Here is a 21,131-nt window from a genome sequence, read left to right as displayed (position 1 = left end):
TGCCTGAAAGTGTCCGGATGGCCGTGGAATCGGTGTCCGGATGCTCGTGGAATGAGTGTCCGGATCAGCGTGGAATCAGTGTCCGGATGTTGGTGGAATGGGTGTCCGGATGGTCATGGAATCCCCAGCTGTGCTACTAGCTTTACGAAAAGCTTTACAGAGCGGCTTTGTCCGTCACTTTTCAAGTGATTTTCCTGGCTCCTTGCTTCCTCTTTCGATCTTTACAGAATCAGGAAGCGCTAGCTTTACAGATGTTCAGCCGTGACTATCGAGCTGATTTTCAAGGAATTTGCTTTACAAAATTAAGTCTGGAGACCTTTAAATATATGAAAAAGATATATTAATCAGTGTCTTACAGTCTTTTATCAGCACCCCCATTTTGATCCCTAACTGGTTCAGAACCGCGAACAAAAAAAAGCGAAGCCATCTGGCTTCGCTTTTTTGTGGGCGCTGTTTTAACGGGCGTTCACATTGGCCCGGGCCGAGTGCAGCTTCTTGTAGCTTTCGATCAACCGCAGGTGCCGGTCGAGCCCCTCGAGTTTCATGCTGGTCGGCGTCAGGCCGTGGAAACGTACGCTGCCGTCCACCGAGCCGATCGCTGCTTCCGTACGCTCGTTGCCAAACATCCGGCGGAAATTGGCCTCGTAGTCTTCCAGTTCCAGGTCTTCGTCCAGTTTCATCTCCAGCACCACATTGACCGCCTGGTAGAACAAGCCGCGCTCAACCGTGTTGTCGTTGTACTGCAGGAACATTTCTACCGCTTCTTTCGCCTCTTCATATTGCTGCAGGGCGAGATAGATCAGCAGCTTCAACTCCAGGATCGTCAGCTGACCCCACGCCGTGTTGTCGTCAAATTCGATGCCGATCAACGAGGTGATGTCGGTGTAGTCGTCCAGCTCGCTTTCCACCAGACGTTCAACCAGCGCTTGCAGTTCGTCTTCGTCCAGGCGATGCAGGTTGAGGATGTCGGCGCGGAAGAACAGCGCTTTGTTGGTGTTATCCCAGATCAGGTCGTCCGCAGGATAGATTTCCGAGTAGTCCGGCACCAGGATGCGGCACGCCGTTGCGCCGATGTGCTCGTAGACCGCCATGTACGATTCTTTGCCCATGGCTTTAAGAATGCCGAACAAGGTCGCGGCTTCCTCGGCGTTCGAGTTTTCACCCTGGCCGGAGAAGTCCCACTCTACGAATTCGTAATCCGACTTGGAGCTGAAGAAGCGCCACGACACCACGCCGCTGGAGTCGATAAAGTGCTCGACGAAGTTGTTCGGCTCGGTCACCGCATGGCCTTCAAAGGTCGGCTGTGGCAGGTCGTTGAGGCCTTCGAAGCTGCGACCCTGGAGCAATTCGGTGAGGCTGCGTTCCAGCGCCACTTCCAGGCTCGGGTGCGCGCCGAACGAGGCGAATACACCGCCAGTGCGCGGGTTCATCAACGTGACGCACATCACCGGGAATTCACCGCCCAGGGACGCATCCTTCACCAGCACCGGGAAGCCTTGTTCTTCCAGCGCCTGAATACCGGCCAATATCCCGGGGTACTTCGCCAGCACCTCGGCCGGCACATCCGGCAGAGCAAATTCGCCTTCGATGATTTCGCGTTTGACCGCGCGCTCGAAGATCTCCGACAGGCATTGCACCTGGGCTTCAGCCAAAGTATTGCCGGCGCTCATGCCGTTGCTCAGGAACAGGTTCTCGATCAGGTTGGACGGGAAATACACCACTTCACCGTCCGACTGGCGCACGTACGGCAGCGAGCAGATGCCGCGCTCTTCGTTGCCCGAGTTGGTATCGATCAGATGGGAGCCACGCAGCTCGCCGTCGCGGTTGTAAATCTTCAGGCAGTACTCGTCGAGGATTTCGCTCGGCAGTGCATCTTTACGGCCAGGCTTGAGCCAGCGTTCGTCCGGGTAATGCACGAACGGCGCGTTGGCGATGTCTTCGCCCCAGAACTGGTCGTTGTAGAAGAAGTTGCAGTTCAGACGCTCGATAAACTCGCCCAATGCCGACGCCAATGCGCCTTCCTTGGTCGCGCCCTTGCCGTTGGTGAAACACATCGGCGAGTGCGCGTCGCGGATGTGCAGCGACCATACGTTGGGCACGATATTGCGCCACGAAGCGATTTCAATCTTCATGCCCAGGTCAGCCAGGATGGCCGACATGTTGGCGATGGTCTGCTCCAGCGGCAGGTCCTTGCCGGCAATAAAAGTGCTCGCCTCGGAACTGGACGCCGGCATCAACAATGCCTGGGCATCGGCGTCGAGGTTGTCGACTTCTTCGATGACAAACTCAGGCCCGGCTTGCACCACTTTTTTCACGGTGCAGCGGTCGATGGAACGCAGGATGCCTTGGCGGTCCTTGTCGGAAATGTCCGCGGGCAGCTCGACCTGAATCTTGAAAATCTGGTTGTAGCGGTTTTCCGGATCAACAATGTTGTTCTGCGACAGGCGGATGTTTTCCGTGGGAATGCTGCGCGTGTCGCAGTACAACTTCACGAAATAAGCCGCACACAACGCCGAGGACGCCAGGAAGTAATCGAACGGACCCGGTGCCGAGCCATCGCCCTTGTAGCGGATAGGTTGATCGGCCACCACCGTGAAGTCGTCGAACTTGGCTTCAAGTCGAAGGTTGTCGAGAAAGTTGACCTTGATTTCCATGGGGGATTACCAGCATGACGGCAGACGAATTGGCCGCCATTATCCGGCTTTTCAGACGTATGTCTTGTCGTTGTCGGGGCCAGAGCCTGTTTCACCCGAAAGCCCGATGCACGGCACCGGGCTTTTTTATAAGTGAAGTGCCGATCAATCAAGAATCAGGTGCGGCAGAAACCGGCTCGAATCCTTGGTGATCAGGCTGTTGTCTTCCCGCACGCCGATGCCGGCCGCCTGGTCGCCAATCACCCACGAACCCACCAGCGTGAAGCTGTCGCCAAACTGCGGCAACGGCGCAAATTCCTGAAGGATAAACGGCGCATCCGTGTAGGGCCCGTCCTCTTTCACAATCAGACCGTCGGCCGTTTGCAACTCGATGTTGGCGCCTTCCCGGGAGAAAAAAGGTTTACGCACCCAGCCTTTCGGCACGGCTTTGTTCGGGTCGGTATCCACGTGCGCCGCGAGCAGATTCGGGTGACCTTTGTTGAACGCCCACAACAGCGGCAGGATGCCTTTGTTGGAGATGATCGCTTTCCAGGCTGGCTCGAAAAACTGCGTATCGCTCTGGGCAATCGCAGCGCCGAACGGTTCGTGGAAGATGAATTCCCAGGCATGCAGCTTGAACAGGTGCGGGATCCAGCGATCTTCAAGATCGACGAAACGTCCGTCACTGGTCAGGCCGATGTCTTCGAGGTCGATGTGGCGGGATTCGATTCCGACCTTCTCCGCAATCAGGCGCAGGTAGTCGGTGGTGCCTTTGTCTTCGACCGAACCTTTCATCGAGGCGAAATAGAACGGCTGCTTGAGTTGCAGTTGGGCAAAGGCCTGGTGCAGCTTGGTGTCGATGCTGTTGAACTGGTCAGCATGCTTGGGCAGCAGGCCGCGTTCGATGCATTGCTCCAGCCAACCCCACTGAAACGCCGCCGCTTCGTACAGGCTGGTCGGCGTGTCGTAGTTGAGTTCCAGCAACTTGGCCGGGCCGCTGCCGTTGTAGGAGAAGTCCATGCGCCCGTACAAATGCGGGTGGCCTTCGAGCCATGAAGTACGGACCAGGTCGAAGAACGGCGCGGGAATGCTCAGGCGCTCCAGCAATTCCTCGCTCTGCACCACCCGGGCCACCAAGTCCATGCACATCTCATGCAGCTCGGTGGTCGGGTCTTCCAGGTCGTTCTCGATCTGCTTGAGCGTGAACTGGTAATACGCGCTCTCGTCCCAATAGGGCTCGTCGTCGATGGTGTGGAACATAAAGCCGAGGCTTTCGGCAGTCTGTTTCCAGTCGGGACGCTCTGCGCAGAGGATTTTCTTCATGGCCCTGTTCCCTTAGCTGCTTGAGCCGCCCGAACTCTTGCCCGAACCGCCCCAGCCACTGCGTGCGCTGGCCTGGCTGCCGAAGCCGCCGCGAGAGGTCGCTGAGGAAACCGTCGCCGACTTGCTGCGGCTGACGGTGTCGGCGTAATTGCTGCTGCCGTAGCGCGCCTGATTGGACTTGTTGAAGGTCGAACCCGACGAAACCCGCTGGCTGAGTGTCGAGTTCGAGTAGCTGCCGCGATCATCGCGGTAGCGGTAGACGGGTTCGGAGTAGTAGCTGCTGCGGTTGCCGCTGAGCATGTTGCCCACCAACATCCCCATCAGCAGGCTGCTGCCGGAGAATCCGGAATCACCGACGGCGCTCGCTTCCGACGCCGGCAGTTTCGACTTGGCCGCGTCCACTTCCGATTGCGTCACCTCGCCATCGGCGTTCAGTTCGAAACCGCCAAGTTTGGGGATGAACTTGCCGGCGGAGTCCTGTTGGCACCAGTCGGCGACGAAGTCAGCATCGCAATCGGCCTTGTTGTCGTACACCGGCGCAATGCTGCGATGCTGGGTCATGGCCTTCATGTAGGCGTCAGAGCAGATGTCGACCGGAAGCTTTTCATCGGCACACTGCTGGACGGACTGGAAGTTGTACTTCTTGTGGATCTCGTAGGTTTTTTCTGATGGCCCGCAGCCTGAGATCGCCATGGCAACTGACGCGGCGAGCGAGAGCTGAACGTACTTGCTTCGTTTCATCACAATCTCCGTTTGCGCGATCAGTTCTGGGACGGGGTCATGCACGCGGCGTTGAGCATGCCGACGCTGATGGCCACGGCTGCCACGTAGATGCCGGCAGCGATTTCACCGTTGCGAATGCGCTCGGACGTGCCCTTGAGTACCAGGCTGGTCATCAGGAACGCCAGCAGTTGGACGAACGCGGCAATGACCGCCCAGACCACGAAGTCGAGGATGCTGATCGAGTAGGCAATCACGTTGCTGGCCGGAATGGCGAAGCCGATGATCGCGCCGCCCAGGGCAATCGCCGCCGCGACGTTGCCCGAGCGGATCAGTTCGAACTCTTTGTGCGGGGTAATGCGGGTATAGATGAACTGGAACAGCGCGAACAGCACGGCCGCGCCGATGATATAGGCGACAAACCCGAGCACAGCGGCCTTGTTCAGGGAGATAGAGAGCGCTTCTAGCATGGCATTCTTCCTTTTTTTAAATGGTGTTCAGATCGGTGGTGTACAGCGAAATGCCCAGCGATGTGCTCAAGCTGATGCTGCCTTCGGCGTCCTCTTCGACGGAGAACAGCAGGAATTCCCGTCGATCGGTCAGCCCGGTTTCACGGGCGTACAGCATCGAGCGGTGCTCAATGGTGTAGGCCTCGTTCGGGTTCTTCAGGTTTTCGCTCAGGGCGACCAGCTCGGTTTGTCCGTTCTCGGTGCCCCATTCGCGGGTGAATTCGACGCCTTTGTGGGCGTAGTACGGCAGCCCGATCAGGCTTTGCGGGCCGGCCAAGCGACTCAACTCCGCCTCACTGCTGATGGTCACGTAGCTGAGGTAGTTGAACAGGATGACCGACTCGACCTGCCCGGCGATGTCGCCGGTGGTGTGCACTTGCAGCCAGTAGTCTTCGTCGTTCATGTAATAGCGTGACAGCCAGTTCGACTGCCCGAGATCGACCGTGCCGGCGCACCAGATCTGCTGGGAGCCGGGGATGGTCACGGCGGTTTTTTCGTCGAGCAGCAATGTGAGCGTGCTGTCGAACATCACGCCTTTACCCAGCGCCAGGCCCAGCGGGCCGACTGCCTGCTGGCTGGCGTTGGCTGTCCAGTTCGGGTCCGCTTTAGGGGCCGGGGCCTCAAGCCCCATCAACTGTTTAAACCATCCCATTGGAGATTTCCTTGAGGCGAGTGGAGGCGATGTAGAAGAGTTCACCGCCCTCAATGCGCGTGGCGTTGGGCGGATTGATCGATGGTTGCTGGGCGCCTTTGGCGCGATAGCCGATGAGGGTCGCGTTGTGGCGGTCTTTCATGCGCGCGTACAGCTCGCCGAATGTTGCCACATAGTCCGGCGCCAGTTTCATGAGGTATTGCGTGGCGCCCTGGCCGACGCATAACAACTCGTTGATGACCACGGACGAGCCCGGGTCCTGCGACGCGCGCACCAGCATCTCGATGGCCATGCTTGAGGTGCATTCCAGGCTGGGCGCGTAGGAGCTGGCGAGGGCGGCGATTTCGCTTTCGTTGAAGTGCGCCACCACGTGTCCGACCGGGCTCAGTTGATTGACCGCCAGCACGGTGGCCAGGGTCAGGTCGTCGGAATGGGTGCGCACCAGCACGCGTTCGGCACCGGGCACACCGGCCCGTATCAGTAGCGCGCTGGAGGACAGGCTTTCACCTTTGATGAAGGCGGCTTTGCCCGGCATGGGGTTTTCTTCGAGGTCGCAATCGCAAATGACGATCAGGTTGTCATTGGAGGTTTCATCCTCCAGCAGCAGCTCGATGACCCGCTCACTGGACGAACCTTCCCAGCCAATCAGCACCGTATGGCCGGACTTGCCGCTGAAATCGCCTTTGCCCTTCATGCCTTTTCTCCATACATCAATGACGCTGCTGGTGGTTTTGCCGATGGCTGCCGTGAGCAGCGCAATGCCGCCAAGCATGACCCAAGTGGCCACGAACACCCGCCCGGCCGCCGTTTGCGGCGCGAGATCGCCGTAGCCGACCGTCAGCGTGGTGGTGAGATAGAAGTAGGTGAACGTCGCGGGGGCGGTGAGGTGTTGTTCGCCCAGAAGCACCAGGCCGAGGTAAGCCGTGCTCAGGTGTATGCCCAAGGCAATTGCCAGTCCTGCCCAGCCGAAACGGTGGAAGAAGGTCGCGGCATACACGCGTAATAAAAGAAAAATCGACATGGCGTCCCTGACTCCGTGGGAAAACTCGTTCCAGGCACTATGCGTGGTTCGAATCCGCATCTACCGGGCGGCATTAAACCTGTTGCCGGGCGCCGAGAGAAGTACCTTTGCCGCAATAAATCCGGCGAATGCCCCGGCGATATGGCCTTCGAAAGAAACCCCCTGGCGCGGCAGGAAGCCAAACACCAGCCCGCCATACAACAAGGCGACGACCGCCGCCGTGATCAGGTTGCCCCAACTGTGCTGGAACCAGGCGCGGAACAGAATGTACGCCCACAACCCGAACACCCAGCCGCTGGCGCCGATGTGCAGGCCGGAAAAACCGAACAGCCAGACCAGCAAACCACCCAGGCCAATGATGATCGCGCTGACGGCCAGGAAGCGGTTGAGCCCATCGACGATGACCAGGGTGCCGAGGATCAAAAAGGGAATCAGGTTGGCGCTCAGGTGCGCGAACGAGGCGTGGAGGAAAGGCGAAGTGAGGATGCCGGGCAGTCCGTAGAGTGTCCGCGGGACCAGGCCGAATGACAGCAGGCTGTAGCCGCTCACGAAATTGAGCACTTGCAGCGCCACCATGAAAAGGGCCAGGCCGGCGATTGTCTTGAAACCCTTCAGGGCATCCATTCTTGACCTCGACTCTACAAAAAAGGGCAAACAGGTGCGACGAACACACACCTGTGGCGAGGGGGGCTTGCCCCCGTTGGGTCGCGCAGCAGCCCCAAAACCTGCAAACGTCCTGTATCAGGTACGCCGCTTGAAACGGTTTGCGACTGCTTCGCAGCCGAACGGGGGCAAGCCCCCTCGCCACAGGATGTTCGTCGCGCTCCAGATTGCCCGGACCGATTACTCAGCCGATTTTTTCTTCAGACGATCCAGGATCGCATTGGCACTGCCCGAATCCGGGGTGATGCCAGCTTCGCGCAGTTTGCGCTCCAGGTCCGTGCCGGTCGACGCGTCGGCCAGTTCATCCTGGGCTTGCAGTTCGGCAGCGCGTTGCTGCTGCTTGGCCTGCAAACGGTTCAGCGTGCCGACGGCCGTTTCCAGCTTGCCGTTGGCGCCGCCACTGGCGATCGAAGCGCTGACCTGGGCTTTCTGTACGCTTTCGCGCGCCTTGGCCATGTCCACTTGCTGGCGCAGGCTCTTGATGCGGTTTTCGGCCTTGGTGATGTCTTTGCGCATGTTGTCCGCGTAACCGCCGAATTCGCTGGCCTGCTTTTGCTCGACCTCGAGTTCGTTGGTCAGGGTCGAAATGGCTTCGGCGACTTCCAGCGCCAGGTCTTCGCGGTTGGCCTGGATCGCGGCCATGGCCTTGGTTTCCAGGTCCTGGATCTTGGCGTTGTACTCGGCCACACGATCCGCCGACAGTTTGTGCTTGGCCATGATGGTGACCAGCTCGCGCTTGGCGTTGGCCAGGGCGGTGTCAGCATCGCGGATTTCCTGGTCGAGGATGCGCAGGGCCTGTTGATCGACGATGGCTTCGCCGACTTCACTGGCACCGCCGCGCAGCGCGGTGAACAATTTGCTCCAGATGGACTGAGTCATTGGATATGCCCTATGGCTGAATAATTAATGGAAGAAACGTTCAAAGGCTTCGCTGGCGCGCTGCACATTGTCGACGAGGGTTTTGACCTCGGTCACGACGTTGGTCAGGCTCGAATCGGAGCTCAGGGCGCCGAACATGTTGTAGACGACCTGGCCGTTCGGCATCGACTCGATACCAATCGAGGACAGCGGGAACAGCTCGCGGCTGCGCAGCACGGCGTCGTTGAAGGCTGCGACGTCCTTGATCGACTCGACGTCCACCAGCACGGTGTCGACGATGATCTGCTCGCCCACGACCGCGATGTAAATCGGCAAGCCGCCAAAGTCGTTCATTTCCAGCTTGATGCTGGATTCGGAGCCTTGAACGAGGGAAAGGGTGATGTCGTTGGAAACCACGTCATCCAGGGCCTGGAGGGCGCTGAAGAGGCGGTCGATGTTCCAGTTGTTACCTGCGCTCATGAAATTCTCCGACATGAATGAGCCAGCCAGGATCGGTTGGCGTAGCTGTTTCTCCATCTGCTTGAGCAGGCTTCGGTTTTCGGGAAGCACCCAAGTCTCGTGTTTCACATAACCGGCGGCACCCAGGCCCGCGCGCATCTGCTTCATGTAGAAGCTCGACGGTTTTTTCGCGGACGGTTTCGAGCGCTCTCCCTTGCGACTCGCTGTATCGGTAACAGGCTCGGCAGGCGGACCTGATGCAGAGCTGCTTTTCATACTGGTGACTCCGTTGTGAAATCTCACGCGTGAGAAACACTACAGGGATTGTCTGGCCCTCTCAATAGCTCACGCGTGAGGATTTTTACCAACGGAAATACAAAAGCCCGCAGCGCGAAAACACTGCGGGCCTCAAATCGCCTCCCGAAGGCTGCGATCTTTTGATTTTTCTCAGGTCATGCCGTTAGCGCCCAGCCCCAAGAAACTCATCAGCCGACACCACGCTCGCATAAGCAAACCCCAGTGCCGACATAAACGCGGCGTGAACGTGGGCGGCAGGCACCGTAACGCCATTGAACTCCAGATCGCGAGTGGCGCAGGCGTCATGGATCACGGTCACGGTGTAGCCCAGGTCGGCGGCGGCGCGGGTGATGCCATCGACGCACATGTGGCTCATGCTGCCGACGACCACCAGATGCTCGATGCCTTGTTCATCGAGGATGGCTTGCAGCTCGGTTTCGCGGAACGAGTTGACGAAATGCTTGAGCACCACCGGCTCGTCGGCGCGGTTGAGGACTTTGGGGTGCAGCTTCGCGCCGTCCGATCCCGGGGTGAAGAACGGCGCGGCGTCGGAAGTGAATTCATGGCGGATATGCACCACCGGGTCGCCGGCTTCGCGAAAGGCGTTGATCAGGCGTACGGCGTTGTCCGCCGCCGCGTCGGCGCCGACCAACGGCCACTTGCCTTGGGGGAAGTAGTCGTTCTGGATATCAACTACGATGAGCGCTTGCTTGGCCATGGGTGTTTCCTCGAAGTGTGTGTAGGTGTGGAATCAAGTATTGGCGCTGGCCGACCTTCCGGGGATTGGCCGCACCGACAATAAAAGGGGGAAAACTGACAATGGGCCTAGAAAGAGCGGTCGCCGAACTGGGTGTGCTGATCTATCCCGGCGCGCAGATGGCGGCGGTGCATGGGTTGACGGACCTGTTCGGCGTTGCCAACCGGATCGCCGCCGAGCATCAGGCGGCGCAATTGCCGTTGCTGCGGGTCAGTCATTGGCGGGGCGAGGGCGATCAGGTGCCCGAGCGGGTGTATGACAGTCATCCCGGCCCGGACAGCGGCTTGGTGGCGGTGATGATCCCGCCGTCGATTGGCGGTTTTTCCGAAGGTCAGGCGCCCCAAGGGCTGCTGCGCTGGATTCGTCAGCAACACGGGCAAGGCGCGACGCTGGGCGGCGTGTGCGTGGGTTCGATCCTGTTGGCCGAAAGCGGTTTGCTCGATGGTCGCAGCGCCACCACCCACTGGACCTCGGCCAAAGCCTTTGCCGAACGTTACCCGGCGATCAAGCTCCTGGCCGATACGCCCATTGTCGATGACGGCGACCTGATCACCACCGCCGGGCTGATGGCCTGGTCCGAGCTGGGCTTGCGCATGGTCGACCGCTTGCTCGGGCCGAGCATCGCCGCCAGCACTGCGCGGTTTCTGGTGATCGAACACAGCGACAGCGCGAGCCAGTGCGGCAGCAACTTTGCGCCGATCCTCAGCCATGGCGATGGGTCGATTCTCAAGGTCCAGCATTGGCTGCAAAGCACCGGCGCGACCGACGTGTCGCTGACCGCGATGGCCGAACGGGCAGGGTTGGAGGAGCGCACCTTCCTGCGCCGATTCCGCGCGGCGACCGGGCTCAAGCCTACCGAGTATTGCCAGCACCTGCGGGTCGGCAAGGCCCGGGAAATGCTGGAGTTCACCAACGGCACCATCGATCACATCGCCTGGACCGTGGGTTATCAGGACCCAAGCGCATTTCGCGCCACGTTCAAGAAAATCACCGGGCTGGCGCCGAGTGATTACCGGACCCGGTTCGGCATAACACCGCCTCGAAACCTGTAGGAGCGGAGCTTGCTCGCGAAAGCGTCGGAACATCCAACATCGATCTGCCTGACAGGCCGCCATCGCGAGCAAGCTATGCTCCTACAGAGGAGCGTCGTGCAAAATGCCGGGGCCCGGGAACAGGTCGTGCAGAATAAACGGGCTCAATGCCACCACGGCTAGAGCAAATGACTGATCTCAAAGTCATTTCCAACCGGCCACCGTTGGCCTGATCTCTGCACCATCAAGCCACACTCATCAAGCGCAGATTGAAGGGGGACGCATGACCCCAACAAACCGCAAAAAACTGGTCGTCGCTCATTCCGTGCGGCCTGAAGCCCCGCTGCACGAAGTCGAGACCAATCGCGCGCTGGCCCGTTGGCTGGCGCAGATCCTCGGGCTCAAATACGGCGGCAGCTACGACCCCGAATTGCACAACGGCCGAGACTTGTACCTGTTGCCGACCCAGACGCTGGTCGGCGCCGCCGCTGCGCTTAAGTTTGGCGTCAAGGGGCCGGAAGATCTGTGGGGCGGTTATGTCGACTACGACTTTATCTGCACCAAAGCCATCAGCCACGGTTTGCTCAACCGCGATGCATTCGCCCCCGAAGGCTGGTCGCCACTGTTTTCCGAGCGGGTGCGCAGTGTGGTGCTCGACGGTCTTAGCGTGTTTTCCCTGGAGGATGCGCGGCCGGCGGCGGAGCACTTGCTCTACAGCGGCCCGATCCGCCTCAAACCGATTCATGCCTGCGCCGGGCGCGGCCAGGAAGTGATCAAGAGCCTCGACCAGTTCGATGCCATCCTCGCCCGCCCCGACGCCGAGCAATTGTTCACCGAAGGCGTGGTGCTGGAGCAGGACCTCGACCAGGTCATCACCCACAGCGTTGGCCAGACGTTTATCGGCGACAAAGTGCTGAGTTACTGCGGTGATCAATACTTGACCGAAGACGGGCAGGGCGAGCAGGTTTATGGAGGCTCCAATCTGCTGGTGGTCCAGGGTTACTACGAGGACCTGCTGGAACTGGACCTGCCCGAGGATGTGCGCCTGGCGATTCAGCAAGCCCAGGTGTTCGACAGCGCGGCGGACGAGGCTTACCCCGGTTTTTATGCGTCGCGGCGCAATTACGACATCGCCCAGGGCCTGGACAGCAACGGCAAACAGCGCAGCGGCGTGCTTGAACAATCCTGGCGCATGGGCGGTGCCAGCAGCGCCGAAATCGCGGCGTTGCAAAGCTTCGTCAACGATCCGGGGATGCGCGCGATTCGTGTGTCGTCGGTGGAAACCTACATCGAGCAGCCGCTGCCGGCGGACGCCATCGAGGTCTATCGTGGCCCGGCGCAAGACAGTGACTTTCTTCTCAAGTACGTAACGGTCAAATCCTATGACGGCTAGAAGCGAAACCATAGAAATCGACATCGACGGCGAACAGATGACCGGGCATTTCCTCAGCCCCAAATCGAAAGTCCCGGGCGTGTTGTTTGTGCACGGCTGGGGCGGCAGTCAGGAACGGGATCTGGAACGGGCCAAAGGCATCGCCGGCCTCGGTTGTGTGTGCCTGACCTTCGATCTGCGCGGGCATACCGGCGGCACCGGCATTGCGTTGTCCCAGGTGACCCGGGAAGACAATTTGCGCGACTTGCTGGCGGCGTACGATCGCCTGCTCGCGCATCCGGCCCTCGATACTTCGGCGATTGCGGTGGTCGGCACCAGTTATGGCGGTTACCTGGCGGCGATCCTCACGTCCTTGCGCCCGGTGCGCTGGCTGGCGCTGCGGGTCCCGGCGCTGTACCGCGACGAGCAGTGGCACACGCCCAAGCGCGAACTGGACAAGGTGGATTTGCTCGATTACCGCAGCACGCTAGTACATGCCGCGAACAATCGGGCGCTGCATGCCTGCGCGGCGTTTACCGGGGATGTGTTGCTGGTGGAATCGGAGACGGATGATCACATTCCCCATGCGACGATCATGAGTTACCGCGCGGCGTGCCAGCAGACCCATTCGCTGACCCACCGCATCATCGACGGTGCCGATCACGCGTTGACCGACCCGATTGCACAGCAGGCCTACACCTCGATCCTCGTGGACTGGATCACGGAAATGGTGGTGGGTGAGCGGTTGAGCATTATTCAGTCCAGTTGAATTTGCGGTGTTCTTAAGACCATTCGCGGGCAAGCCTCGCTCCTACAGGGGATGTGTCGTTCGCGAAATCCCATTCACCACGAGCCCGTAGGAGCGAGGCTTGCCCGCGAAGGCGTCTTCCGCATCACCGCTAATCTCAAGAAGGTTTCTTCGAAATCCGCAATGATTTGGCCTTCGCCTCCACCACCAGGTACATCACCAACGCAATCAACAGCGGCAAGATGAAATAAATCGCCCGATACGCCAGCAACCCCGCCACCAGACTGCCCCGCGACACCTCATGTTGCAGCAACGCCACAAACACCGCTTCCAGCACCCCGAGCCCCGCCGGAATGTGGGTGATGACCCCGGCAATCGCGCTGATCAGCAACACTCCCAGCACCAGCGGATAGTCGAGCTTGCTCGGCAGCAGGGTGAAAATCACCGCCGCCATCAACGACCAGTTCAATGCCCCGAGCGCCAGTTGCAGCACCGCCATGCGCAGCGACGGCAAGTCGATTTCCACCCCGCGAATCGCCCACTCCCGGCGCTTGGAAAACTGACACGCCGCCAGATACCCCGCGCTCAGCAGCAGCAACACCACCCCGACGATTTGCAACGCATCGCTGCTCAGCTTCCAGCCCGGCGGCATCCTCACCAGCCCGCTGCTGAAGATCGCGCCGGCAATTAGCATGTAGCCAATCCAGTTGGTGGCCAGGCTCAGCCCGAGGATTTTCGCGATGTTGCTTTTGCTCACGCCGAGGCGCGAATACAGGCGATAACGCATGGCGATGCCGCCGACCCACGCGCTCAGATTCAGGTTGAAGGCGTAGCTGATGATCCCCACCGGCAGGATCTGTTTCCAGGTCAGGTCCTGGCGGATGTAGGTGCGGCCGATCAGATCGAAGCAGGCGTAAACCAGGAAACTCAGCAGCGTCACGCCAGACGCAATGATCAGCGTGCGCACCTTGAAATCCGCCAGGGTGTCGAACACCTCGTTCCATTCCAGGCGCTGGGCGAGCATCGTCAACAGCACGATCAGCGCCAGGAAAAACAGCATCGTCAGCGGTTTTTTCCAGCGGCTCCAGCGGGATTTTGCCGGGCTGTCGGCCTGGGCGACGGAGGGGGCATCAGCGCGGCTCATGGTGGTCGCTCCCGGTCGGATGAGTGAAGGGTTTGAGCCGCGGCTTGTGCGCCGGCAGCCAACCGGCCCACGCCGGGAAATGGCGCAGGAAGTGGAACACCAGGAAGCCCACGGTCATGTGCCAGACCCGCCCGCGCGGTGCCTTGTCCGGGGACATGGCCTTGCAGTGGTGATTGCTCAGCTCTTCCAGGCGTTCGAATAACTCGCGGTTGAAGGTCCGGTCGCGGATCAACACGTTGGCTTCCAGGTTCATCGACAGGCTCAACGGGTCGAGGTTGCTCGAACCGACGGTGCTCCAGTCCTCGTCCACCAGCGCCACTTTGCCGTGCAACGGTCGGTCGCAATATTCGTAGATCCGCACCCCGGCCTTGAGCAAATAGTCATAGGTCATGCGCGCCGCCAGCTTGGCCACCAGCATGTCCGGCTGGCCTTGCAGGATCAGCCGCACATCCACGCCCCGGCGCGCGGCGTTGCGGATCTCGCGCAACAGGCGATAACCGGGGAAGAAGTAGGCGTTGGCGATCACCACCCGGCGTTGGGCGCTACGCAACGCCAGGCGATAAACCTCCTCGATGTCGGTGCTATGGTCGTTGTTGTCGCGGTACACCAGCCGCACCTGGCCGTCATGGTCGCTGAACGCCAGTTCCGAACGTCGTTGCCGACGGCGCTGCCACCAGTATTTGGCCCGGGCCGGACGGCCGCTTTGCAGCAGCGCGAAGTGATGAATGTCCGCCACTGCCGGGCCTTGGACTTCAACGGAATAATCCTGCTTGGCCTCCGGGCCGAAGTCCGCCAGGTGATCGCCGGAAAAATTGATCCCGCCGATAAACGCGATGGTGCCGTCGACCACCACGATCTTGCGGTGCAGGCGCCGGAACCAGTTAGTGCGAAAGCCCAAATGCTTGGGCGCCGGGTCAAACATCTGGATGTGCACGCCGGCCTCGTTCAGCGCCGCGAGATACCCCGTGCTCAGTTCGCCGCAGCCAAAACCGTCGAGGCTGATGGTCACCCGCACGCCACGCCGGGCCGCGTCCATCAGGATCTGCTGCAACTCGGTGCCGACCTTGTCCTCCCACAGGATGAAGGTCTCCAGGAGGATTTCACTCTTGGCTTCGCGCAACACCTCAAACACCCGGGGGAAATACGCTTCGCCGTTTTCCAGCAACTCGACCCGGTTGTTGCCGTGCCAGGCGTATTCCACGTCGGCCGCTGCCGGCTCGCCCAGTGGCGGCGCGGCGATGTGTTCCACGGCGGCTTTTTCCATCGATGGATTGTTCATAGCTCGATCTCCACCGACAGCGGTGCATGGTCGGAAAGGTGGGACCAGGGCCGCGCCGCCAATACTTGCGGGCGGCTGGCCTTGAGGTTGCGTACGTAGATGCGGTCCAGGCGCAACGTCGGCCAGCGCGCCGGAAAACTGCGCGCCGGTTTGCCGTGGTGTTCGGCGAAAACCTCGCGCAAACCACAGGGTTTGAGCAAGGCATCGGCACGCTGGCGCCAGTCGTTGAAATCGCCCGCGACAATCACCGGCGCATCGCTCGGCAGTTCTTCCAGGCGTTCGGCCAGCAACTTGAGTTGTTCCGTGCGATGGCTTTCCCGCAGCCCGAGGTGCACACAAATCGCGTGCACTTCCTGGCCGTCACCGGGCAGGCGCAGTACGCAATGCAGCAGGCCACGGTTCTCATGGCCGCTGATGGACACGTCGAGGTTGTCGTGGCGGATGATCTGGAATTTCGACAGCAACGCATTGCCGTGATCGCCCGCCGGGTACACCGCGTTGCGGCCATAGGCGAACTGCGGCCACAGGGTGTCGGCGAGGAATTCGTATTGCGGCATGGGCGGCCAATTGCTGTAGCGCTGGGGATGCTGCTCGTGGGTGCCGTGGACTTCCTGCAAAAACACCACGTCGGCGGAGACACTGCGCACCGCTTCGCGCAGTTCGGGCAGGATGAAACGCCGGTTGAGCGCGGTGAAACCCTTGTGGGTGTTGACCGTCAGCACGGTAAAGCTGCGCACTCCTGTGATCACGGTTTGCTGCTCGTCGGTGCTGCCTATCGGTTCGGAAAGGCTCATGACAGCACCCCTTCGGCGGCGGGCTCGCCGGGGCGGGTGGCGAGCTCTTTATCGAGATGGAAGCGTTCCAGCAGGCGGCGTGCATCGAAAGGTGCGCGGACCTTGATGTCGTTATCGAAATAGCAGAACACTTCCCGGGATTTGCGCACCTTGGGTTTCTGTCGTGGCGCGATCAACTGCGGATCGGTGGGTTGTTGACCGTGGTTCCACGCCTCGATCCGCTCGCCCCAACGCTTCAGCGCCTGGGGCGTGTAGCCGCTGGCGTAGAGTGCTTCGGCACCGTGCAGGCGCAGGTAGACGAAATCGCTGGTGAGGTCTTCGCGGTACGGCCATTTGCCGGCGGTGTCGGCGATCACCAGGGCGGTGTTGTAGCGTCGCAGCAGACGGGTGAAGGCCGGGTCGACGAAGCTCTCGTGACGAATTTCCACGGCGTGGCGCATCGGTTTTTTGCCGTGGGCCTTGAGGCTGGCGTGGCCGTGCAGATGCGAATCATGCTGGCGGGCGAGGGCGGCGGCCTGTTCGGTGGTGTGGGGCAGTTGTTCGAGAAAGTGTTCAAACAGTTCGGCGTCGAATTTGAAGCTGGGCGGGAATTGCCAGAGGATCGGGCCGAGCTTGTCCTTGAGCTCCAGCACCCCGGAGGCGAAGAAATTCGCTAGGGGTGTATGGATGTCCCGCAAGCGGCGGATGTGGGTGATGAAACGCGGGGCCTTGACGCTGAAGACGAAGCCCGACGGGGTTTCGTCGTACCACTGCAGATAGCGTTCGGGCCGTTGCAGGGCGTAGAACGATCCATTGATTTCGATGCTGTTGACCGCCCGTGAGGCGAATTGCAATTCGCGCTTGTGGGTCAGGCCTTTTGGATAGAAGCCCCCGCGCCACGGCGTGTAGCGCCAGCCGGAAATACCAATGTGAATCGCCGCCATGTGTCCCTCCCGTCGTTTGCCCGCCATTTCTGGATGACTGTCGGGCAAACGAGAAAGTTTCCGTGGGACTACGGACGGTACACACGCAACGCATCACACCTGTGGGAGCAACGCTTGCTCGCGATAGCGGTCTATCCGTCACATCAAAGCCGGATGTGCCGCCGTCACCGCAAACGGTCAGTGCCCGGCGACAATCCGCGTCGAGCTCTCGGCATACACCGGCCCCAACCGATCAAGACGACCACTCCACATGGTCAACGCCAGGGCCACCAACACCACCAGCCCGCCAATCCACGCCGTGTGAATCAGCCCCATGTGCGCGACGATCAACCCGCCACCCCACGCACCCCCGGCAATCCCGAGGTTGAACGCCGCAATGTTCAGCCCCGAGGCCACATCCACCGCCTGCGGGGTGTGATGCTCGGCCTGACGCACCACGTAAACCTGCAAGCCCGGCACGTTGCCGAACGCCACCGCACCCCAGACCAGCACGGTGGCCAGGGCCAGCCATGGATTGCCGGCGGTGAAGGTCAACACGAACAACACGGCAGCGAGCAGGGCGAAGATGATTTTCAGGGCGCTGATCGGGCCGCGTTTGTCCGCCAGTTTGCCGCCCCAGATGTTACCGACCGCCACCGAGATGCCGTACACCAGCAACACCAGGCTGACGGTGCTGGCGCTGAAACCCGAGATGTCCTGAAGAATCGGTGCCAGGAAGGTAAACGCAATGAACGAGCCGCCGTAACCGACCGCCGTCATGGCATACACCAGCAGCAGGCGCGGTTGTTTGAGCACCTGCAATTGCTGCAACAGCGACGCGGGTTTGCTGTGGGCGATGTTTTTCGGCACGTAGATCAGGCTGCCGATAAACGCGATCACACCCAGGGCCGACACGGCGAGGAAGGTTTCACGCCAGCCGAAATGCTGACCGATAAACGTCCCCAACGGCACACCGGTGACCAACGCCACGGTCAGGCCCGTGAACATGATTGCAATCGCGCTGGCGGCTTTTTCCTTTGGCACCAGGCTGGTGGCGATGGTCGAGCCAATCGAGAAAAACACCCCGTGGGCCAGGCCGGTGACGATCCGCGCAATGATCAGCGATTCGTAGCTTGGGGCTTTCCAGGCCAGCAGGTTGCCGAGGGTGAACAGCACCATCAGCGACAACAGCAGCAATTTGCGCGGGACTTTGCCGGTGAGGGCAGTCAGCACCGGCGCGCCGATGGCCACACCCAGGGCGTAGAGGCTGACCAGCAGGCCGGCGGACGGCAGGCTGACCCCGAGGTCGGCGCCGATGGTGGGTAACAGGCCAACGATGACGAACTCGGTCGTCCCGATGGCGAAGGCGCTGAGGGTCAGCGCGAGCAAGGCAATGGGCATGACTGCAACTCCGGTGGGTTATTTGATGGAGCGCAGTGTCGGGGTTTGGGGTATGCGGAAAAATAGAGGGCTGGGCATTTGATATTTGCGTGCGGGTCAAATATCACCAAGAACGGTGATGACCTGTGGCGAGGGGGGCTTGCCCCCGTTCGGCTGCGAAGCAGTCGTAAACCCGGCAAACGCGGTATACCTGAAGAACAAGGTCGGAAGGTTTTAGGGCCGCTTCGCAGCCCAACGGGGGCAAGCCCCCTCGCCACAGAGGGTGTTCCACGCCACAGAGAGCCTCTGGGCTGGTTATCTCGCGGCCAAAACCGAACTTGCCGGGCATTTGCCGATCAGTTCCTTACAGACCCTTCGCAAGGAGCTCCGCGTTTTGTTCAAGTTCAAGACCGCGATACTACTGGGGGCGTTGCTGATTCTGGGGAGCAGCGAGCTGGAAGCCGTGACGCTGCCGGGTGTTCCCGCCGCCACTGAAGAGGCCGCAAAACCTGAGCCGCTGGTCCAGGGCGGCTTGCTCGGGGCCATCAGTTCCAGCATCGACGACGTGCAGGACAAACTCGAGCTCAACGACAACCTGGTCGACGCCTGGCGCCTGCGGGCGGATCGGGCGGCCGATGAAGTCGACAAACTGGTCAACCAGCCCTCGGCGCGATCCGGCTGGAGCGTGGCCGGCGATTTCCTGATGTTGTCCGGTATCTGGCTCGGCACCTTTGCCTTGCTCACGGTGCTCGGCGGGATTGCCGCCAAGCGCTTGAGCCTCGGCCATTGGTTGCGCACCCGGCAACGCAGCCAGGACCTGCTCGGCTACTTGTTGCCCTACACTTTGCCCGCTATCGCCTCGCTGCCACTCACGCTGTACGTCAGCCACTTCATGCAGGCCTCGGCCGGTCGGGCGCTGGCGCTGTGTTTTGCTTACGCCACCAGCAGCGGCATTTTCTCGACCTCGATGCTGCTCTGCGTGATTGTCATGTTCAACACCGGCCACAAGCGCCCGGCGGTACAGATCATCCGTGACTACTGCCCCAAACCGCTGTTTCTGATCGGCTTCCTCGCGGCACTCAGCGATGCGTTGACCAGCCCCCAGATCGCTCGACAACTGGGCGGCAATATCACCAGCAGCGTCGCGGTGTTCACCGGGTTGTTTGCCTCGATCATCTTCGGTTATCTGGTCATCCGTCTGCGCCGGCCGGTGGCGCATCTGATCCGCAACCGCCCCTTGCCCCAACGCATCAAACAACCCTCGCTGCAGGATTCCCTGCGAATCTTTTCCGGGCTCTGGTACTGGCCGATCCTGTTGATGGTGATGGTCTCGGCGATCAACCTGATCGGCGTCGGCGAGGACAATCAAAAAGCCCTGCGCTGCGCGTTGTTCACCACGATATTGCTGATCGCCACGGTGTTCCTGAGCACGATTTTCCAGCACCTGTTCAAATCCCGGAAAGTCGAAAGATTCCAGCGCAGCAGCGCCTACAAGGACCGCTTTCTCAGCTTGTTGCACGCCTTGTTGCGCATCGTCATGGCCGTGGCGTTCATCGAGATCCTTGGACGGATCTGGGGCATTTCGCTATTCGAGTTCGCCGAGCAGAATTCGGTGGGGCGTGCGATCAGCAACTCGCTGAGCAGCATCGGGTTGATCTTCCTCGTGACCTGGCTGCTGTGGGTGGTGCTCGACACGGCGATTCAGGAGGCGCTGAAACCACCGGTCAGTAAACGCTCGGCGCGCCAGCCCAGTACTCGAGTCAAAACCATCCTGCCGCTGCTGCGCAACGCGATAAAAATCATCCTGGTGGTGATTTGCGCGATCACCACCATGGCCAACCTGGGGATCAACGTGGCACCGCTGCTGGCCGGTGCCGGGGTGGTCGGCCTGGCCATCGGTTTTGGTTCCCAGCAGTTGGTGCAGGACGTGATCACCGGGCTGTTCATCATCATCGAAGACACCCTGTCGATCGGCGACTGGGTGGTGCTCGACTCCGGCCACGCCGGTACGGTCGAAGGCCTGACCATCCGCACCTTGCGCCTGCGCGACGGCAAGGGTTTCGTGCACTCGGTGCCATTCGGGCAGATCAAGGCGGTGACCAACCAATCGCGGCAATTTGCCTATGCGTTTTTCTCGGTGCAGTTCACCTACGACACGGATGTGGATAAAGCCATTGAGCTGATTCGCGAGGCGGGGGATTCGATCCGCGACGACGCGTTCCTCAAGTACAACCTGCAAGGGCCGCTGGATGTGTTTGGCGTCGACAAAATGGACCTCAATGGCGTGGTGCTGACGGCGCAGTTCCGCACGGTGTCCGGCGGGCAATATGCGGTGAGCCGGGCGTTTAACCAGCGGCTGAAAAAGCTTGTGGACAACAGCCCGTGGGTGCACTTCGCGCAGACTTATCCACAGCAGGTGTTGATGCCTCGGCATGGCGTGGTTGAAGCGCAAGAGGAGGGGCCGGCGCCGGAGCATTCGGCGGTGTTGTTGCCGGATCAGCCGCGCACCCAGTGACGATCGTTCTTACGGGTCGCATGAGAATGGTCAAACACAATCCCCTGTAGGAGCGAGGCTTGCCCGCGAAGGCG

Annotated in this window: 19 protein-coding genes; 4 read left to right on the top strand and 15 right to left on the bottom strand. The window is 60.6% G+C overall.

The features are described 5' to 3' along the window. Nucleotides 1-455: 455 nt before the first annotated feature. From FQ192_RS25200 to FQ192_RS25155, 10 genes are all read right to left on the bottom strand, one after another. Nucleotides 456-2,654 carry an OsmC domain/YcaO domain-containing protein gene (locus tag FQ192_RS25200; RefSeq protein WP_149660975.1) on the bottom strand — a complete coding sequence of 733 codons (2,199 nt, stop codon included), beginning with the start codon at nucleotides 2,652-2,654 and terminating at the stop codon, nucleotides 456-458. Nucleotides 2,655-2,798: 144 nt separating this feature from the next. Continuing rightward, entirely contained in the window at nucleotides 2,799-3,956 is a 1,158-nt protein-coding gene (locus tag FQ192_RS25195) for a glutathionylspermidine synthase family protein (protein WP_149660974.1), read from the bottom strand. Nucleotides 3,957-3,968: 12 nt separating this feature from the next. Then, nucleotides 3,969-4,697, bottom strand: coding sequence for a DUF1190 domain-containing protein (locus FQ192_RS25190; protein WP_149660973.1), 729 nt, complete (start codon nucleotides 4,695-4,697; stop codon nucleotides 3,969-3,971). Nucleotides 4,698-4,717: 20 nt separating this feature from the next. Continuing rightward, the gene (locus tag FQ192_RS25185; protein WP_149660972.1) at nucleotides 4,718-5,146 is read right to left on the bottom strand and encodes a DUF350 domain-containing protein; all 429 of its coding nucleotides are present in this window, start codon (nucleotides 5,144-5,146) and stop codon (nucleotides 4,718-4,720) included. A 16-nt stretch (nucleotides 5,147-5,162) separates the two neighbouring features. Further along, nucleotides 5,163-5,837: a DUF2491 family protein gene (locus tag FQ192_RS25180; RefSeq protein WP_149660971.1), complete on the bottom strand. Its 675-nt coding sequence runs from the start codon at nucleotides 5,835-5,837 to the stop codon at nucleotides 5,163-5,165. Next, nucleotides 5,824-6,858, bottom strand: a complete 1,035-nt coding sequence (locus FQ192_RS25175; RefSeq protein ID WP_149660970.1) for an ion channel — start codon at nucleotides 6,856-6,858, stop codon at nucleotides 5,824-5,826. The genes FQ192_RS25180 and FQ192_RS25175 overlap by 14 nt, the downstream gene beginning before the upstream one ends. Before the next feature lie 60 nt (nucleotides 6,859-6,918). Further along, entirely contained in the window at nucleotides 6,919-7,482 is a 564-nt protein-coding gene (locus FQ192_RS25170) for a rhomboid family intramembrane serine protease (protein ID WP_149660969.1), read from the bottom strand. Between the two features lie 219 nt (nucleotides 7,483-7,701). Then, nucleotides 7,702-8,400, bottom strand: coding sequence for a PspA/IM30 family protein (locus FQ192_RS25165; protein WP_149660968.1), 699 nt, complete (start codon nucleotides 8,398-8,400; stop codon nucleotides 7,702-7,704). Between the two features lie 24 nt (nucleotides 8,401-8,424). Next, on the bottom strand, nucleotides 8,425-9,006 hold the full coding sequence (locus FQ192_RS25160) for a YjfI family protein (protein WP_149660967.1): 582 nt from the start codon (nucleotides 9,004-9,006) through the stop codon (nucleotides 8,425-8,427). Nucleotides 9,007-9,298: 292 nt separating this feature from the next. Next, entirely contained in the window at nucleotides 9,299-9,853 is a 555-nt protein-coding gene (locus tag FQ192_RS25155) for a cysteine hydrolase family protein (protein WP_149660966.1), read from the bottom strand. Nucleotides 9,854-9,954: 101 nt separating this feature from the next. Between FQ192_RS25155 and FQ192_RS25150 the strand changes: the two genes are divergently transcribed. The 3 genes from FQ192_RS25150 (at nucleotide 9,955) to FQ192_RS25140 (ending at nucleotide 13,064) form a co-directional block, all read left to right on the top strand. Continuing rightward, complete coding sequence (locus FQ192_RS25150) at nucleotides 9,955-10,944, top strand: GlxA family transcriptional regulator (protein WP_149660965.1); 990 nt, start codon at nucleotides 9,955-9,957, stop codon at nucleotides 10,942-10,944. A 262-nt stretch (nucleotides 10,945-11,206) separates the two neighbouring features. Next, the gene (locus FQ192_RS25145; RefSeq protein WP_149660964.1) at nucleotides 11,207-12,316 is read left to right on the top strand and encodes a DUF3182 family protein; all 1,110 of its coding nucleotides are present in this window, start codon (nucleotides 11,207-11,209) and stop codon (nucleotides 12,314-12,316) included. Further along, a complete protein-coding gene (locus FQ192_RS25140; protein WP_149660963.1) occupies nucleotides 12,306-13,064 on the top strand; it encodes a S9 family peptidase in 759 nt (252 codons plus the stop codon). Before FQ192_RS25145 ends, FQ192_RS25140 begins: the two co-directional genes overlap by 11 nt. 136 nt (nucleotides 13,065-13,200) lie before the next feature. Here the strand turns inward: FQ192_RS25140 and FQ192_RS25135 are convergent, their stop codons facing one another. The 5 genes from FQ192_RS25135 to FQ192_RS25115 all read right to left on the bottom strand — a co-directional run bounded on the left by FQ192_RS25135 (nucleotide 13,201) and on the right by FQ192_RS25115 (nucleotide 18,563). After that, the gene (locus FQ192_RS25135) at nucleotides 13,201-14,187 is read right to left on the bottom strand and encodes a lysylphosphatidylglycerol synthase domain-containing protein (RefSeq protein ID WP_149660962.1); all 987 of its coding nucleotides are present in this window, start codon (nucleotides 14,185-14,187) and stop codon (nucleotides 13,201-13,203) included. Beyond that, nucleotides 14,174-15,466: a cardiolipin synthase ClsB gene (gene clsB, locus FQ192_RS25130; protein ID WP_149660961.1), complete on the bottom strand. Its 1,293-nt coding sequence runs from the start codon at nucleotides 15,464-15,466 to the stop codon at nucleotides 14,174-14,176. The genes FQ192_RS25135 and clsB overlap by 14 nt, the downstream gene beginning before the upstream one ends. Then, on the bottom strand, nucleotides 15,463-16,260 hold the full coding sequence (locus FQ192_RS25125; protein ID WP_149660960.1) for an endonuclease/exonuclease/phosphatase family protein: 798 nt from the start codon (nucleotides 16,258-16,260) through the stop codon (nucleotides 15,463-15,465). Before FQ192_RS25125 ends, clsB begins: the two co-directional genes overlap by 4 nt. Further along, nucleotides 16,257-17,183: a DUF72 domain-containing protein gene (locus FQ192_RS25120; protein WP_149660959.1), complete on the bottom strand. Its 927-nt coding sequence runs from the start codon at nucleotides 17,181-17,183 to the stop codon at nucleotides 16,257-16,259. The genes FQ192_RS25125 and FQ192_RS25120 overlap by 4 nt, the downstream gene beginning before the upstream one ends. Before the next feature lie 177 nt (nucleotides 17,184-17,360). Beyond that, the gene (locus FQ192_RS25115; RefSeq protein ID WP_149660958.1) at nucleotides 17,361-18,563 is read right to left on the bottom strand and encodes an MFS transporter; all 1,203 of its coding nucleotides are present in this window, start codon (nucleotides 18,561-18,563) and stop codon (nucleotides 17,361-17,363) included. Between the two features lie 373 nt (nucleotides 18,564-18,936). Here FQ192_RS25115 and FQ192_RS25110 point away from each other — a divergent pair, with 373 nt between their 5' ends. After that, on the top strand, nucleotides 18,937-21,057 hold the full coding sequence (locus FQ192_RS25110) for a mechanosensitive ion channel family protein (protein ID WP_149660957.1): 2,121 nt from the start codon (nucleotides 18,937-18,939) through the stop codon (nucleotides 21,055-21,057). The last annotated feature ends 74 nt before the right edge of the window (nucleotides 21,058-21,131 follow it).

Origin of the sequence: Pseudomonas sp. ANT_J12 (assembly GCF_008370045.1) — a bacterium.
Classification (GTDB): domain Bacteria; phylum Pseudomonadota; class Gammaproteobacteria; order Pseudomonadales; family Pseudomonadaceae; genus Aquipseudomonas.
This window is presented reverse-complemented; position numbering and strand designations above follow the sequence as displayed.